Raw genomic sequence first — 15949 nt, forward strand, 5'->3', positions numbered from 1 at the left:
AATCTCAAAAACCCGCCCCCACCCAACAAACAATCATCAGTAATTGACCGGAGATGATATCAGCGGCAGCCTAAAGAATCGCGAGTAGAAATCCCAGTTTGAGAATTAATCCCACTTGCCTTTGTGCACAATTCTTTAACTTGTGATCCGTCCATAATTGCGTCGGTAAAGTCAGCGCCGGTGATATCAGCTCCCTCAAAAGTAGACCGCAGCAAAATTGTTTCTGCTAAAATTGCATCGCTTAAATCGGCCTTAGTAAATTTAACTTGATCTATCATGGCATTAGTTAAATCGGCTCCGTGCAAATTCGCCTGAGTCATCACCGAAGCGCTCATAATTGCTCCCCGCAAATCGGCATTAGAAAAATTAGTCAAGTCCATATTAGCGTTAGAAAACTCAGCGGCCCGCAGCATTTGACCGGAAAAATCGCGTCTTGTCAGTTCGGCGTTGCTAAAGGACAACGGCGGAGCGTAATATTTAGATTGAGCCTGGGCTGGCTGTGGCAGGATGAAGATAGTTAGCGCCAAGAGGAATGCTGCTAGTTGCCGGAGTTTCATAAGTCGGATATTCTCGCAAGGTGGGTATTTCGTAGTGTATCCCGAACTTTGGTCGATCGACTAAACAGTTACAATCTTAATTAATAGTGATGGAGATGGAAAAAAAGATATGCTAAGTTTTTTCTTAACTTGGATAGTAGCAGCGGTTTCGCTGATCATTACCGCTAACATTGTACCAGGTATTGCGGTGGTTAGCTTTCCGGCGGCGATGCTGGCTGCTGTTGTTATCGGATTGGTGAACGCGATTGTCAGACCGATTCTTACATTGCTGACGCTGCCTTTGACCATTATTACTTTAGGTTTGTTTTTATTCGTTGTGAATGCAATTTCGCTTTCCCTGGCTTCGTGGTTGGCGGGTGCGTTCAATATCGGCTTTGCGGTTAACGGTTTTTGGCCGGCTTTGTTGGGTTCCATTGTGTTGTCATTCGTTTCTGGGTTGATTGGTCGATTTGTGAATGCCAATACTTTGTCTCAGTAGTACATTATCCCAGATATTCGATCGGGCAAACTGCAACCGCTACTGTTACCGCAGAACCCGCCCTAACCCCTCCTTGTGAAAGGGGGGGATTTTTGCTGCGAAATATTTGTTTAGGGACTAAAAGCCTTTGCTGGGCGGGCAAGATGCCCACCCCACAAGCAGATTCCGTCTTTGTGGAACAGGCATCTTGCCTGTTGTTGAGAATTGTGGAACAGGCATCTTGCCTGTTGTTGAGAATTGTACGGGCAGGCAAGATGCCCACCCCACAAGCAGATTCACTCTTTGTGGAACAGGCATCTTGCCTGTTCTTGAGAATGGTACAAGATATCAGTTCGATCGCACAAAGTGCCGCAGCTTCTGCTACACTAGGCGTCCCGACTTGTTTGACTACAATATTTGAAGGATTGGGGACTTCTACGGAACTTAAAATGTCAGCAGCAAAGGTTTTTAACGGCCAATTTCGCGCTTGACAAAGTTCCAGCAAGCCGACTTCACCTGCTTTAGTGTCGATTGTAGCAATACCTGCGATCGCACTTTCCGCTAAATGATAACCGCGGCATACATTTTGAATCGCAGTTTCGATTAATTCTCGCCCTGTTCCGCGTTCACAACCTATCCCTATCCACAACACTCTCGGATGCCACTGAACTTTTGGCAAAGAAGATTCCGGCGAAAATCTTCTCTGGGTGAAACTAATCCAAATTCGGGCTTTGATAGTTGATAGATTTTCCCCATCCCAATACAAAGAATGTTTTTCTGGCAGACTGTTTTGCCACAAAGTAGAACCAACTTCTTGAATTACTTCGACAGTTTCCCCTCTAGCAAGAGCCTCCGCCACTCCTGTCCAGTCACCTTCGCCCCGCCTCCAACCGCTGGGAATCTCTAGCATATCTAAAGTAAATTCATCGCTCATTATTCAGTTATCTATTCTGTAGTTTCACTGCGACCGCAATCTTAAAAAAAACTTAACACTCTGTTTAGTGAAAATTTTGGTAAAATTGTAGCACAAACTACAAAAAACCCAACATTTAAGATGGTAGAACTAAATCAGTTAGTGTTAGAGCTTGAAAGCAACCTCAAATCGGAAGGAGTGAAAAAAGAATGGAAAGAGCGCCGGTCAAGTTGGGTTAGCGGTGTGGCAGCATCAGTTAACCTGACATATCTAGCAGAATTGCTAGTTGAATGGGAATCAAACTTGCAGGGAGAATCGGTTGATATTCAGTGGCAAGAGCGTCGAGACCGTTGGGTAGAAGAATGTCTGGCAGCATCGATTGTTCAAGAAGTATCAAGTTTATTGCTGGAACTTGAAACCAATATAAATTCGGAAGCTATGGCTGATGAATGGCAGCAGAATCGCGAGACTTGGGTACAGCAAATGCACAATTTTAACGAGTAGTTTCGACGAGTCAGAGCCTGTAAATATTGCGTTTTCAGGCTCTAAAATTTCCCAATGACTAATGAGTAATGACTAATTATTCATCTTTCTGCCAAACCCATTCAGAAAAATATCAGCGAGTCCTTCAGCCATTTCCTGCATTTGCTGCCGAAAAGCATTCGGCTCCATACTCGTATTTTGACTGAATCCCGCGACTGCAAACATTCCCAAAAATACCTGAGCGACAATCTTCGGATTCATCTTTGAATAAACTTGTTTTTCCATCGCCGTTTCCCAAAAAGCCTCAGCCAAATTGCTCATTATAAAAAACCAACACTCTCAATCAATAAAATTTGTACAAAAATAGCACAAACTGCAAACAAGACAAAATTTAATATGGTAGAACTAAGCCAATTACTGTTAGAGTTTCAAGCCCACCTAAACTGGGACGCAGTGAGGGAAGAATGGAAAGAACGTCGCGAGTGTTGGATGAGCGAGGTGTCAGCAGCAATTGACGAAAAACACCTAGCCAAATTGCTACTTGAATTAGAATCAAATTATCAGCGAGAAGCGGTACAAAGTCTCTGGAAAATGATCCGTGAAAGTTGGGTAGAAGAATGTCATATAGCATCGACGCTGGAAGAAGTATCAAGTCTATTGCTGGAACTTGAAAGCAATACAACTTGGGAAGTAGTGACGGATGAATGGCAGAAAAACCGGGAGAATTGGGTACAGCAAATGTACGAATTTATAGAGTAATTGGGGATTGGGTATGGGTGACGGGTTATTGGTTATAACTGAGATATTGCACCATTCTCAATTAGCCGTAGGGGCGGGTTCGCCAACAGCCTTAAAGCTTGCAAATAGGTTCTATAAACCCGCCCGACCCCACGAAAAATCCTCTTATTGATATTGCTGCAAGATGTCGGTTATAACCAATAACCAATAAATAACCAATAACTAATAAATAATGACTAATTATTCCTCTTTCAGCAAAACCCCATTGAGAAAAATATCGGCGAGTCCTTCAGCCATTTCCTGCATTTCCTGCGGCGAAGCATTCGGCTCCATAATCGTATTTTGACTGAAACCCGCGACTGCAAACATTCCCAAAAATACCTGAGCAACAATCTTCGGATTCATCTTCCGATAAACTCCTTTTTCCATCGCCGTTTCAAAAAAAGCCTCAGCCACATCGCTCATTTTTCCGATGACTTCCAACTGAATTCTGTCGCGCAAATCCGGGTGAAATTGCGCCTCCAAAAAACACACCCGCATCATGTCGCTATTCTCGCGGATATTCAGCATCCGCCGCCGCATCACCTGAGCCACTGCTTTGTAACTGCCCATCTCGCTTAATTCAGTCAGCAAATCCGTCAGCAACTCCACCCATCCTTCCGTCGCCACCTCAATCAAAATCGCTTTTTTATTATCAAAATGCCGAAATAGCGTACCCTCGGCCACCCCCGCTGCCGCTGCTAAATCGCGAGTTGTGGTGCCGTCGTATCCGCTGCGGGCAAACAACCGCTGAGCGGCTTGTAAAATCCGCTTCTTGGTTTCTGTTTCAGAAGGAGGAGACTGATTAAAAATTCGCATGGCTTTGCAATGGGTAATTGGCTACTTGGAACTACGGGAGCTGGACTGAGGGACTAATTGATGTTAAGTTTTAAAAAGAATCTCTGGCATTGAGGGCAAACATTTTTTTGTTTGACAATCCAAAATCCAAAATCTAAAATCTAAAATCGAATGACCCTTTTTGAGATTTGCTGTATCAGCCTAACATCTGCGGCGCAACAGATCGCTTATGCCTCCAAAAATCTTTATCCTGAGAAAAGAATCTCTGGCCACCGAGCACAAACATTTTTTTGTTTGACACTCCAAAATCTAAAATCTAAAATCTAAAATCGAATGACCCCGCAGTTCCAAAAACCCCGTGAAGCGAAGCTATCCCGTAGGGAATCGCCCGATCGCCAAACTCGATTCATAGCCTCCCTGCTGGCCGCTGTACTACTGTGGTGGGGCATTTCTCCCGAAATCGCCCTCGCCCGCCCCAACCCCGCTAGCGGCTCCCAAACAGTCTCTGTTCAACCATCGCTCGATCGAGTAATCAGCCAAGTCAGCGAATTTAAGCTCGACAACGGCATGAAATTCATCGTACTCGAAAGGCCCAGAGCGCCCGTAGCATCGTTTCTGATTCACGCCGATGTCGGCGGCGCAAACGAACCCGACGGCCAAACAGGTGTCGCTCACTATCTGGAACATTTAGCCTTCAAAGGCACGCCAAAAATCGGCACTACCGACTACCAAGCCGAAAAGCCGCTGCTAGAAAAACAAGACCAACTCTTCGAGCAAATGCAAGCAGCCAAAGCCAGCGGCAAAACTGAAGAAGTCGCCCAATTAAAAGCAGAATTTGACAAAGTTGAAGCCGAAGCTTCACAATTTGTCAAGCGCAATGAACTCGGCAAAATAGTGGAACAAGCAGGCGGAGTCGGACTAAATGCCGCTACTTCCACCGACGCCACAATGTATTTTTACAGCCTTCCAGCTAACAAGTTAGAAATGTGGATGTCGCTGGAATCCGAGCGATTTCTAGAACCAGTATTTCGGGAATTTTACAAAGAAAAACAGGTAATTTTAGAAGAGCGCAGGCTGCGAACCGAGAATTCTCCGATCGGACAAATGGTTGAAGCTTTTGCCAACAAAGCTTTCTCTGTTCATCCCTACCGTCGCCCCGTAATTGGCTACACTGAAGACATTAAAAACCTCACCCGCAGCGACGTGCAGAAGTTTTTCGATACTCACTATGTCCCCAGCAAGCTGACTGTGGCAGTGGTAGGAGACGTGAAAGCTGCGGAGGTGAAGCGACTCGCTCAAATTTATTTCGGCCGTTACAAGGCTTCACCAGCGCCTCCAGAATTGCAAATTGTCGAACCTCCCCAAACGCAAACTCAGGAAGTCACGCTGAAATTAAAAACTCAACCTTGGTATTTGGAAGGATACCACAAACCGGCGATGAATCATCCCGACAATGCGGTTTATGAAATGATTGGTTCTTTGCTCAGCGATGGCCGCACTTCTCGGCTCTATAAATCTTTGGTAGAACAACAGCAATTGGCGCTGGCTGCTCAAGGTTTCAGTGGTTATCCTGGGGAAAAGTATCCGAATTTGATGTTATTTTACGCTCAAACTGCTCCAGGCCGCACGGTTGATGAAGTAGCCTCCGCTTTGAACAAGGAAATCGAGCGCCTGAAAACAGAGCCGGTTTCTGCTTTGGAATTGGAGCGGGTGAAAACTCAGGCGAGAGCCGATTTGTTGCGATCGCTCAATTCTAATATGGGCATGGCATTTGCGCTGGTGGACTATCAAGTAAACACCGGTTCGTGGCGAAATTTGTTCAAGGAATTGGAGGCGATCGCGGCTGTTACTCCCGCTGACATTCAGCGTGTCGCTCAGGCAACTTTCCGCCCGGAAAATCGCACGATTGGTAAGCTTTTGCCGCTTTAAGGAAGTCAGTTGGCAGTTGGCAGTTGTCAGTTGGCAGTTGGCAGTTGTCAGTTGGCAATTGTCAGTTATCTGTTGTCAGTTATCTGTTGTCAGTGGTGAGCTTTCCCGCGAACAGCCAACAGCGAACAGTCAACAGCGAACAGTCAACATTTGTCAGAATGTATAACTTAGGAGAAAGAATGAAAAGGACTAAATTGAGACTGAAAAAAGTAAAGTTATTTCTGCTATCGCTTTGCTTTTTTACTGTTTCACTGGGCACGTTTAATTTGTTACCTTCCTTTGCGGCGGCACCGAAACACTACGACGAATTAACATTCCCGGCGGTGCCAGAAATTAAACTGCCTAAATATACTCGCTTCGAGCTGAAAAATGGCATCCGGGTGTATCTTATGGAAGACCGGGAACTCCCGTTAGTCGGGGGAACGGCGCTATTTCGCACGGGCGAGCGCTTTGAACCTGCCGATAAAATTGGACTGGGAGGTTTGACGGGAGAAGTGATGCGAACTGGCGGCACGAGCCGGCATACGGCTGATGAATTAAATCAGTTGCTAGAACAGCGAGCAGCTTCGGTAGAAACGGGGATTGATGTTAGTTCGGGCAGCGCTAATTTTAGTGCTTTAGCTGAAGATTTGGAACCCGTGTTTGACTTATTTGCAGAAGTGATTCGGGAACCAATATTTGCTAAGGAAAAGTTGGATTTAGCGAAGAACCAAACTCAAGGTGCGATCGCCCGCCGCAATGACGATCCTGACGGTATTACCGGCCGCGAGTTTCAAAAATTAATTTATGGATCTCGCAGTCCTTACGCGCGCACGGTAGAATACAAAACCCTCGCCAATATTTCCCGCGACGATTTGGTGAGTTTCTACCAGAAATATTTCCATCCCAAGAATATGATTTTGGGTATTTCTGGCGACTTTGATACAGCTAAAATGCGATCGCTCGTCGAGCAAAAATTTGGCAACTGGCAACCGAGTCAAAGTGCAGAAGTGCCTCCGCTACCAACGGTATCACCAGCAAATGGCGGTGGCATATTTTTGGTAAATCAGCCGCAATTAAGTCAAAGTTACGTGCAAATGGGACATTTGGGCGGAATGCTCAGCAGTCCAGATTACGGTGCTTTGGACGTAATGAATGGGGTTCTCAACGGTTTCGGTGGTCGTTTGTTTAATAATGTGCGATCTCGCCAAGGCTTAGCTTATTCAGTATACGCGGCTTGGAGTCCGAGGTTTGACTATCCGGGGGTGTTTTTCGCTGGAGGCCAAACGCGATCGGACGCCACAGTACCGTTTATCCAGGCAATTTGGGCAGAGATCGATCGTATCCGCACCGAACCAATTACCCCGGAAGAATTAGCTTTTGCTAAAGATTCCACCCTGAATTCTTTCATCTTCAAATTTGAAAATCCCAGTCAAACTTTGTCGCGATTAATGCGCTACGAATACTACGGTTATCCCGAAGATTTCATTTTTCGCTACCGCCGCAGCATCGAAGCAGCAACAATTGCCGACGTGCAGCGCGTAGCCAAGACTTATTTGAAACCGGAGAATCTGGTAACATTAGTAGTGGGAAATACGGCGGCAATTCAACCGCCGTTATCGAGTTTGGGAACTTCGGTAAAAGTGCAATCTGTTGATATCACAATTCCCTCGGCGACTTAATTTATTTACTCGTTACCAGGCAGAGCGAAAGTATTTTGTAGGGTGCGTCGCTGCCGAAACTTCGCTGGAATTTGTAAGTTTTTGAGCGACGCACCTAACTATTGTGTGGTGCGTCGCTGCGAGATTGTCGGTCTTGTTTGTAAATTTTCGATGGCGACGCACCCTACGGCTACAAACTAAGGCAGTTTTTTCTAATCCATGTTTTCCGCCGCTCGCTACATTATTATAATTGCTTGTGCTATTTTTGTGGATCAGTTAAAATATAAAAATATTTTTTGCAACAAGGAGCAAGTATGAGTGCCATTAATGTCGTAATCCCTTCCTTAGCAAAGACCACGCAAGGAATTGGTACGATTATCAAGCTTATTAAAGATTCCCCCGATAATTTGATTCTGGTTTTGCATTTGTACAGGAAATATGAAGAAAGTCAAAGCACCTTCATTGCATTTTTCAAAAATCCTAATTTTATTGGCAATTTTACTGCGGTTATAAATGTTTGGGGTACGAGCTTTGGTTATAACGGTGAAGGGCCCCGTGGCTATGGAGCTATTCGGTCTGTGATTGAAGACCACCAACTTAACTTTGAGCAATGTGAATGGCAAGATTTTCTTGAGGCTAAAGGATGGGACGGACAACCTTACAAGAAATGGGAGGAAGAACCTGGCTCTACTTTAAGTTTGATTAGGCAATGGGAAGAACTACTAACAGAACGTTGTTATTTCTCGCTGTGTCGTAGTTTGCCTTCTGAGGTTTATAGCCTCCAGCATTTTAATGAACATTGGAAAAGCAAATGGGAGCGGCTGCGTTAAGAAATTCCTCAGACATATGCAGTAATGCCGTTGCTTACCTAAAACACACATTCCGCTCCCGTTCAGTGTCACACTGCGAATGAGGGGATAAGTGAGAATTTTGATCGAATTTGGGGATTTGCGATGGCGACGCACCTGACTATTGTGTAGTGCCTCGCTGTGAGATTGTTGCTCTTTATTTTTAAATTATTCGATGCCGACGCACCCTAGGGCTAACTAACGAAAATCGCGACATTTCAAGCCAGCCGATCGGGATCGACACCCAACTCCCGCAACTTTGCCGCCAATACCTCCGCCCGCTGGCGTTCCTGTTCTGCCCGCTGGCGTTCCTGTTGGGCCTGTTCCGAGCTCCACAGCAGCAAATTTCCAGCCTCATCCCACCAGCGCAGCCAATTCATAGTTTGGCCCAGTCGTTCCCCCGACCAAATCCCCAGCCACAAATCTAACTCTGGAATCCGCACCCGTCCCTCAGCATCAGCGGTCTGGGCTGCATAACCACCATTTTGCAGATACCGCACTTCCAGCTTGGGCTCGTAGGGATCGTAGGTAACATAGGTGGGCACTTGCAAAATCTGTTCGTAGAAGTAGAGCTTGCCATAGGGAGGAGTCGATCGCACGGACAGTTCGCCGTAATCTTCGTTAGACAAAAACTCCATCACCACGGATACCGGCGCACCCTCCAGATTGGGCGTGTAACTGCGGCGAATGCTGCCCTCTGCGACTCGATGCACTTGCGGCGCGTAAAACCAATCCGGTGCTTTGACTACAGTCTGCTTATTTACTGTCGCTACCAGTCCAAAATTGGAACCGATTAGGGCGATCGGCTCAATAAGTCCAGCGGCTCCCAGAGCATCGGTGAGGGCGGCAGCAAGGGGTGGTTGTTGAATATTTTCCACGGGATCGTCCGGTAATACAAAGTCGGCTGGTAAGGCTTCCCAGGTGACAGTTGGTGCTTTGGAACTCGATGGGATTTGAAGTACCATTAGCTCATACCATTTGAGATTTTATATTTTAGATTACTCGTTACCCGGCTCCAGCCTGGTAACGCCGATCGGGAGGCTCTGCCTCCATTTTACCAAGCGAGGCAGAGCCTCTGGATATAGTTTCCCAGGCTGGAGCGAAAGGAACCAGTTAAGATGTTTGTAGTGGGGACTTTAGTCCTTCATGAATGCGGACTTTAGTCCTCACTACGAACCTCAACTAAAAATCAATACTCAAAGGCGCTCTCGGAAACGGAATCACATCCCGAATATTCCCCATTCCCGTCATAAACTGCACCAACCGTTCAAACCCCAAACCAAAGCCAGCGTGAGGCACAGTACCGTAGCGGCGCAAATCCAAATACCACCACAATTCCTCCTTATTCATACCCTGGGCTTCCATGCGCCGCTCCAACACATCCAGCCTTTCTTCCCGCTGCGAACCGCCGATTATTTCCCCAATATTAGGAGCCAAAACATCCATTGCTCGCACGGTTTTCTCGTCATCGTTTAAACGCATATAAAATGCTTTAATCCCGACGGGATAATCGCTGACAATCGTCGGCTTTTTAAACAAGTTCTCAGCCAAATAACGCTCGTGTTCCGACTGCAAATCCAAGCCCCAACTTACCGGAAAATCAAACTTTTTGTCTGCTTTTTCCAAAAGTGCGATCGCCTCCGTATAAGTAATCCGCTCGAACTGATTGTTAATGATATTTTCAGCAGTAGCCAAAACCGTTTTGTCAATGCGCTCATTGAAAAACTCCATATCTTCCGGGCAATGCTCCAAAACGTATTTAAAAATATACTTTAAAAACGCCTCAGCCAAATCCATATCTCCCTGCAAATCGCAGAAAGCCATCTCCGGTTCAATCATCCAAAACTCAGCTAAATGTCGCGAAGTATTAGAATTTTCCGCTCGGAAAGTCGGGCCAAAAGTGTAAACGTTGCCGAAAGCCATCGCCATAACTTCCGCTTCCAACTGGCCGCTAACTGTTAAATAAGCGCGCTTTCCAAAAAAGTCTTTAGCATAATCAACCTCTTGCGAATCAGTGCGTGGCACATTCTTTAAATCAAAGTTGGTAACGGCGAACATTTCCCCCGCACCTTCGCAGTCGCTAGCAGCAATAATCGGAGTATGAACCCACAAAAAACCGCGTTCTTGAAAAAATTGGTGTACCGCCGCCGAACAAGCATTGCGGACTCGAAAGACAGCACCGTGGGTGTTTGTGCGCGGCCGCAAATGCGCGATTGTCCGCAAAAATTCAAAGGAATGGCGCTTTTTTTGCAGGGGATAAGTTTGCGGGTCTGCATCGCCATAAACTTGTACTTGTGAAGCTTTCAACTCAATTCGCTGTCCCTTCGCCGGAGATGCTACCAGCACACCCGACACTTCTAGAGATGCACCTGTATTCAGTTGTTTCAGTACATTTTCAAAATCTGGCAAATCGGAATTTATGACTACTTGCAAGTTAGCCATCGCCGAACCATCGTTGACTTCCACAAAGGCAAATTCTTTCAATTCGCGCTTAGTGCGAACCCAGCCTTGAACAGTTACAGTTTCGTCGGGTTCACCAGCCCGCAAAATTGCTGCAATTCGTTGATTTGTCATATTTACTCCTGTTTATTTAATAAATATTTTGCACCATATTTCTCTCTTTTCTCTTCCTCTGCGCCCTCTGCGCCCTCTGCGGTTAATAAAAAAAATCAAAAATCCTCACATTGTTCAACCTGCATAGGATTTCAAAATCCAACCGATCAAAATGCCAAGCCCACCAAAGCGAACTGCTTGCCAAAAAGGTTGTTTTATGCTTCCCCAAGAAAACAGGCTGCTTTCTAAATTTAACTCGATCGTTTCCAATTCTTGCTCAATTTCCCGCAATTCTTTTTTGAGTTGCGGCAATGGATTTTTGCGCCCCGACTGGCGGATTTCTTCGCGGCGATGGCCGAGTTCGACTTGGCGCTGTCGATCGACCTGAATTTGAGTGTACCGTTCTTTGACTGCTGCGAGCGAGCGCTCAACTGCTGCGAGCGCTTGAACAAACTCACTTTCTTGCTCTTCGGGATTTAACTCTGACGGCTGTTGAGGCATTTGATATGCAAACCTGACAATAATTTAAAAAAACCAATTCGCTATTTATAGCCTTTCTCAGTAACATGAGGTGCTCTCGCGGGCATAGGGCATAGGGAATAGGGAATAGGGAATAGGGCATAGGGCATAGGGCATAGGGCATAGGACTCGCCCCCATACCTCACAACGCGATCGAACCGCTATAGTTGTTATTATGTCCAGTATATTATTTGTTAAATTCAGAAACGGCCGCCAATCCGTATAATTGCCAATTATGCTTGAAACTACACAAACAACCCAAACTGTCAACCTCAACGAGCTGAGCACGGTAGAACTAGCCCAAGCTCTAGCCGCGCGCCTCGCCATCGGCGAAAAAGATTGGCACCGCCTCAAAGCCAACCGTTCCGCGCGGGCCTGCGAGCAAGCTGCAGCCGCTTTGGTCTTTTTGCTCAAAAAACAGCCCGAAGAAGCTCTGCCGCGCTTAAACCAAGCAGCAGGATGGCTGGATCGATCGATATCTGCTCCTCCCTGCCCCACCCACGGCAAATAATTAGATTGCTTCGTTTTTCGTAACGCTGGGCGGTTGGGAGTTTTGACTTGATTAGTCGCTCAAAATTTAGACAATCGCGCCGCTAGATCGAGCAGCGCGATTGTGAGTTCAAAAGATTTATACTTTTTTAACTCAAAACTCACATTTTGCATTATGATCAGCTATCAATAGCCATAGCGTTCAAATTCTCACTGCAAGCTGGAGCCCGAAAACGAAAAATTTTCCAGGTCTAGCTGAGGTGAAAACTGCTGCTTTCATAGCGGTGCTAGCGCAAGCGAGGCAGTCGGTAGGGACTGGCCAGTTCTTTGCACAGCCGTAACTCTGTACCTTCAGAATTCCACTCTACCCGATCGAATATTTGGTAAAGAATAAACAACCCCCTACCACATTCCTGTTCCACATGAGGTAGTCCAGAGTTATCTGCAACGTCCTCTGCTAGGAGACTGTCGCAATCATCGGTATAAAGGTTGCAACTGCAAGGGGCCTTAAAGCCAGAACCTTCATCCGATATCACCCACCAATATTGGTTTTGGACGATCGAAAAACGGACTCCAACAGTTTTACAGGGGTCTAATTTGTTTCCATGCTTAGCAGCATTTACCAAAGCTTCTTGAAGCCCCAACCGCAATTCCGCTTGCCAGAAATCTGGCACCTCTGCTAGGAGCAGATCCAAAATAGGACAAAGGTATAGAGTAGAAGCGAAGCTAATCGTAATCCAATTGCGTCCGACGGGACGAGGTGAAATAGCAATCACTCAGAAAACTCCCTAACTTTCAGGTGGATAAACTTCACACCCTGCATAGTTGGCTCCCTAGTATTCAAAATGCTAATTAATTGAGCGGCGCAGCTCTACTTCTATCTTAGAGTATCAAAGCAATTAAGAACAGCAAACAACGTCACAAAATATTCAGGGATTCTGAGAAACTTCTGCAGAGAACCATCAGTAATTTTACTTATAACTTCTCCCAACCACGAAATTTTCGATCTCAGCTTTTGCCAACTAGCAACCAAACGGCTAGCTGCATCCCCCAAGCCGTTAACAGCTACCAAACAAACGATCCCCACCTTGAAAAGCTCGGAAATAACTATAAAAAAGTCGATCCCTTAACGCTCGCCAATCAGGTTCGACCCTCGCCGCCAAGCTTTGCACAGATCGCCCCAGAGCTCTCTCTTGTCGCCACACAGCATAATCATCATACCTAGGTGTGTTGCAGCCAAAACCCGATTTATTTTCCCAAATGCGATCGGGCCAAATATCTCCCATTGCTGCGCCCCTCACAAAATCAATATTCGTTACAAAACTTATTAAGCCTGAGTGCGGGCGAGCGCGAGAACCCAACTCGCCCAAATTGACCTATCCTTTGCTGGCGAAACTCCGGCACATTTGCCAAACTTTATAAATCTGAGCGCCGCGATACAATAGTTAAAGTAAATAATTATTTCTTTACATTATGCAAACAACCCCAGCCATGACCTCCACCCCCATAGCCGGCACTTACTGGCAGTGGCGGGGGCATTCAGTATACTACGTTCGATCCAGCGATCGGCATCCAGAACGCCCTCCCCTGCTGTTGATTCACGGTTTTGGAGCATCCACAGACCACTGGCGCAAAAATATCAGCGGGCTGAGCAAAGACTTTGAAGTGTGGGCGATCGACCTTTTGGGATTTGGGCGATCGGCAAAACCCGAATTGCAGTACAGCGGCGACCTCTGGCGCGACCAACTCCACGACTTTATCACCAACATCATCGGCCGGCCCGCCGTACTAGCCGGGAACTCCCTCGGAGGCTACGCCGCCTTGTGTGTAGCAGCCCAACGCCCCGAATCAGCAGCCGGACTCATATTAATCAACAGCGCCGGCCCCTTCAGCGAACCGCAGCCCGCACCCGAAGCCCCGCCCTTGCAAAAAGCCATATCTGCAGTAGCTAAAACCTTATTTCAGCAAGATTGGGCAAGTTTTCTGCTGTTCCAGTACGTGCGCCAGCGATCGACAATTCGGAAAACCCTAGAAAAAGTATATCTCGACCAAAGCGCGGTTACAGACCAATTAGTAGAAGAAATATACCTTCCCTCCTGCGATCCCGGTGCCCCCAAAGTATTCGCTTCCGTATTCCGAACACCCCAAGGCGAAAAAATTGACGTATTACTTAGTCAATTAACCTGCCCGTTGCTAATGCTGTGGGGAGAAGGCGATCCGTGGATGAATTCCACAGAAAGAAGCGCTAAATTTCGCAAACACTATCCGCAGTTAACAGAACACTTTATCAAAGCTGGTCACTGTCCCCACGACGAAGTACCAGAACAGATAAACGAACTGATTCGCGCATGGATAATTGACAAGGGCATAGGGCATGGGGCATAGGGCATAGGGCATGGGGCATAGGGCATGGGGCATAGGGCATAGGGCATGGGGCATAGGGCATGGGGCATGGGTTACTGGTTATTGGTTATTAGAACGAATAACTAACAAGAAACATAGGACAAATAACCAATAACCAATGACTAATGACTAATGACTAATGACTAATGACTAATGACTAATGACTAATGACTAATGACTAATGACTAATGACTGATGACTTCATTTAAATTTCTGGTTAATATCAACTCAAACATTCTGAGGAGACCGAAACCATGACCACCAAAAAGACTCGCCGCAATTTTATATTGAGCAGTATAGCTGTTGCCAGCGGCATTGCAGGTGCTAAGGCGATCGAACAGCAGGATCGGGAAATCGCAGCCGCACCCAATAACAAGGCGGCCGCCACAGTAAAAATGCCAGAACGACTGTTAGGCAACACCGGCGTGAAAGTGCCGATTTTCGGCTTGGGGGGGGCCGGACAAACACCGCTGTCGCAGCCGGGAAGAGAAGCAGAAGCGGCGGTACAAATTGAACGCGCGATCGAACTAGGCATTCGCTATTTTGACACGGCGGCCGAGTACGGGCCCAGCGAAGAAAACTTAGGCAAAGTTTTGCCCAAATATCGATCGCGCCTATTCCTAGCCACAAAAACCTCCGCCAGAGACAGAGACGGCGCGTGGAGAGACTTAGAGCAATCGCTCAAAAGATTGAAAACCGATCGACTAGACTTGTGGCAACTCCACCACGTCTCATTCCAAACAGAATTAGACCAAATTTTCAGTACCAAAGGAGCAATAAAGGCGATCGAAGAAGCCAAACAGCAAAAAATAATTCGTTTTTCCGGCATCACCGGACACCACGAACCAGCCATCATTGCCGCAGGCTTGCAGCGCTATCCTTTTGACACAACATTAATCTGCCTCAACGCCGCCGAAAAACATCATCCGCGCTCCTTTGTTACCAGCGCTTTACCAGTAGCCAAAGCCAAAAACATCGGCGTCATAGCCATGAAAATACCAGCTTACGGCAAATTATTTCAGAACGGTGTTTTAGATGGAATGCACCAAGCAATGGGCTACACGCTTTCACTTCCCGGCGTGCACTGCTGCGTTATCGCCGCCGACTCAGTAAAGCAATTAGAAGAAAACTTCAAAGTCGCCCAAGCATTCAAACCCCTGAACACAACAGAAATGGCAGCACTTGAAAAACGCACCGCCACCGCTTGGGAAGAAAATACATTTTTCCGACAGTGGACTTAAAATACCAACTCCAAAATTCCCTTTTTCATCTGTCTTTATTGTGGTGTGTTTATTGTGGCGCGGGCGTCCCGCCCGCGATCTCAAATCCACGCTTCATCGGAATTATTCATCTCTCTTATCTCCCTCTGTGTTCTCTGCGTTCTCTGTGGTTAAATCCTTCCGATCCAACCGGAAACGATAGGAATCATAGTTTTGTATGAAAACTCAAGTCCTCACTACGAACCTACAACGTTTATGTTACCAAACTTGATATCATCTGCGGTGAAAATACCTCAAATCACAAAACAAGGCGAGCCAACACGCTCGCCTTGTTTATTATCATAAAAAATGCACTTTGTCAAC

General features: G+C 46.5%; 18 protein-coding genes and 1 pseudogene. 10 read left to right on the forward strand and 9 right to left on the reverse strand.

All coding sequences use genetic code 11. The features are described 5' to 3' along the window. Nucleotides 1–59: 59 nt before the first annotated feature. Complete coding sequence (locus QUB10_RS18205; RefSeq protein WP_333204280.1) at nucleotides 60–557, reverse strand: pentapeptide repeat-containing protein; 498 nt, start codon at nucleotides 555–557, stop codon at nucleotides 60–62. Nucleotides 558–666: 109 nt separating this feature from the next. Here QUB10_RS18205 and QUB10_RS18210 point away from each other — a divergent pair, with 109 nt between their 5' ends. Beyond that, the gene (locus QUB10_RS18210; protein WP_333204282.1) at nucleotides 667–1035 is read left to right on the forward strand and encodes a phage holin family protein; all 369 of its coding nucleotides are present in this window, start codon (nucleotides 667–669) and stop codon (nucleotides 1033–1035) included. Nucleotides 1036–1039: 4 nt separating this feature from the next. Here the strand turns inward: QUB10_RS18210 and QUB10_RS18215 are convergent, their stop codons facing one another. After that, nucleotides 1040–1948 (reverse strand): cobalamin biosynthesis protein, encoded by a 909-nt coding sequence (locus QUB10_RS18215; protein ID WP_333204283.1) that lies wholly within the window; start codon nucleotides 1946–1948, stop codon nucleotides 1040–1042. Nucleotides 1949–2068: 120 nt separating this feature from the next. On the opposite strand from QUB10_RS18215, the gene QUB10_RS18220 reads away from it, so the two are divergent. Continuing rightward, the gene (locus tag QUB10_RS18220; RefSeq protein ID WP_333204285.1) at nucleotides 2069–2431 is read left to right on the forward strand and encodes a hypothetical protein; all 363 of its coding nucleotides are present in this window, start codon (nucleotides 2069–2071) and stop codon (nucleotides 2429–2431) included. A gap of 72 nt (nucleotides 2432–2503) precedes the next feature. Here the strand turns inward: QUB10_RS18220 and QUB10_RS18225 are convergent. Continuing rightward, a pseudogene (locus QUB10_RS18225) lies at nucleotides 2504–2731 on the reverse strand (TetR/AcrR family transcriptional regulator); the annotation flags it as partial. Between the two features lie 75 nt (nucleotides 2732–2806). Between QUB10_RS18225 and QUB10_RS18230 the strand changes: the two are divergent. Continuing rightward, nucleotides 2807–3169, forward strand: coding sequence for a hypothetical protein (locus QUB10_RS18230; RefSeq protein ID WP_333204286.1), 363 nt, complete (start codon nucleotides 2807–2809; stop codon nucleotides 3167–3169). Between the two features lie 219 nt (nucleotides 3170–3388). Here QUB10_RS18230 and QUB10_RS18235 read toward each other — a convergent pair whose 3' ends face one another. After that, nucleotides 3389–4006, reverse strand: coding sequence for a helix-turn-helix domain-containing protein (locus QUB10_RS18235; protein WP_333204288.1), 618 nt, complete (start codon nucleotides 4004–4006; stop codon nucleotides 3389–3391). 312 nt (nucleotides 4007–4318) lie between these two features. On the opposite strand from QUB10_RS18235, the gene QUB10_RS18240 reads away from it, so the two are divergent. From QUB10_RS18240 to QUB10_RS18255, 4 genes are all read left to right on the forward strand, one after another. After that, nucleotides 4319–5914 carry a pitrilysin family protein gene (locus QUB10_RS18240; protein WP_333204290.1) on the forward strand — a complete coding sequence of 532 codons (1596 nt, stop codon included), beginning with the start codon at nucleotides 4319–4321 and terminating at the stop codon, nucleotides 5912–5914. Continuing rightward, the gene (locus QUB10_RS18245; RefSeq protein WP_333204292.1) at nucleotides 5892–6080 is read left to right on the forward strand and encodes a hypothetical protein; all 189 of its coding nucleotides are present in this window, start codon (nucleotides 5892–5894) and stop codon (nucleotides 6078–6080) included. The genes QUB10_RS18240 and QUB10_RS18245 overlap by 23 nt, the downstream gene beginning before the upstream one ends. A gap of 13 nt (nucleotides 6081–6093) precedes the next feature. Further along, entirely contained in the window at nucleotides 6094–7575 is a 1482-nt protein-coding gene (locus tag QUB10_RS18250) for a pitrilysin family protein (RefSeq protein ID WP_333204294.1), read from the forward strand. A 293-nt stretch (nucleotides 7576–7868) separates the two neighbouring features. Further along, on the forward strand, nucleotides 7869–8384 hold the full coding sequence (locus tag QUB10_RS18255; protein WP_333204296.1) for a hypothetical protein: 516 nt from the start codon (nucleotides 7869–7871) through the stop codon (nucleotides 8382–8384). Nucleotides 8385–8620: 236 nt separating this feature from the next. Here QUB10_RS18255 and QUB10_RS18260 read toward each other — a convergent pair whose 3' ends face one another. The 3 genes from QUB10_RS18260 to QUB10_RS18270 all read right to left on the reverse strand — a co-directional run bounded on the left by QUB10_RS18260 (nucleotide 8621) and on the right by QUB10_RS18270 (nucleotide 11456). Next, nucleotides 8621–9367 (reverse strand): Uma2 family endonuclease, encoded by a 747-nt coding sequence (locus QUB10_RS18260; RefSeq protein WP_333204298.1) that lies wholly within the window; start codon nucleotides 9365–9367, stop codon nucleotides 8621–8623. A 217-nt stretch (nucleotides 9368–9584) separates the two neighbouring features. Next, the gene (gene asnS, locus QUB10_RS18265; RefSeq protein ID WP_333204300.1) at nucleotides 9585–10976 is read right to left on the reverse strand and encodes an asparagine--tRNA ligase; all 1392 of its coding nucleotides are present in this window, start codon (nucleotides 10974–10976) and stop codon (nucleotides 9585–9587) included. A 114-nt stretch (nucleotides 10977–11090) separates the two neighbouring features. After that, entirely contained in the window at nucleotides 11091–11456 is a 366-nt protein-coding gene (locus QUB10_RS18270) for a DUF2203 domain-containing protein (protein ID WP_333204302.1), read from the reverse strand. A 253-nt stretch (nucleotides 11457–11709) separates the two neighbouring features. On the opposite strand from QUB10_RS18270, the gene QUB10_RS18275 reads away from it, so the two are divergent. Beyond that, nucleotides 11710–11985, forward strand: coding sequence for a DUF6439 family protein (locus tag QUB10_RS18275; RefSeq protein WP_333103061.1), 276 nt, complete (start codon nucleotides 11710–11712; stop codon nucleotides 11983–11985). A 265-nt stretch (nucleotides 11986–12250) separates the two neighbouring features. Here QUB10_RS18275 and QUB10_RS18280 read toward each other — a convergent pair whose 3' ends face one another. Next, on the reverse strand, nucleotides 12251–12739 hold the full coding sequence (locus QUB10_RS18280; protein ID WP_333204304.1) for an anti-sigma regulatory factor: 489 nt from the start codon (nucleotides 12737–12739) through the stop codon (nucleotides 12251–12253). Between the two features lie 282 nt (nucleotides 12740–13021). Further along, nucleotides 13022–13249: a hypothetical protein gene (locus tag QUB10_RS18285; protein ID WP_333204306.1), complete on the reverse strand. Its 228-nt coding sequence runs from the start codon at nucleotides 13247–13249 to the stop codon at nucleotides 13022–13024. 187 nt (nucleotides 13250–13436) lie between these two features. On the opposite strand from QUB10_RS18285, the gene QUB10_RS18290 reads away from it, so the two are divergent. Together QUB10_RS18290 and QUB10_RS18295 are read left to right on the forward strand one after the other, a co-directional pair. Then, nucleotides 13437–14348 (forward strand): alpha/beta fold hydrolase, encoded by a 912-nt coding sequence (locus QUB10_RS18290; RefSeq protein WP_333204308.1) that lies wholly within the window; start codon nucleotides 13437–13439, stop codon nucleotides 14346–14348. Nucleotides 14349–14620: 272 nt separating this feature from the next. After that, the gene (locus QUB10_RS18295; RefSeq protein ID WP_333204310.1) at nucleotides 14621–15607 is read left to right on the forward strand and encodes an aldo/keto reductase; all 987 of its coding nucleotides are present in this window, start codon (nucleotides 14621–14623) and stop codon (nucleotides 15605–15607) included. Nucleotides 15608–15949: the final 342 nt, after the last annotated feature.

Source organism: Microcoleus sp. B5-D4 (assembly GCF_036705145.1).
Taxonomy (GTDB): Bacteria; Cyanobacteriota; Cyanobacteriia; order Cyanobacteriales; family Microcoleaceae; genus Microcoleus.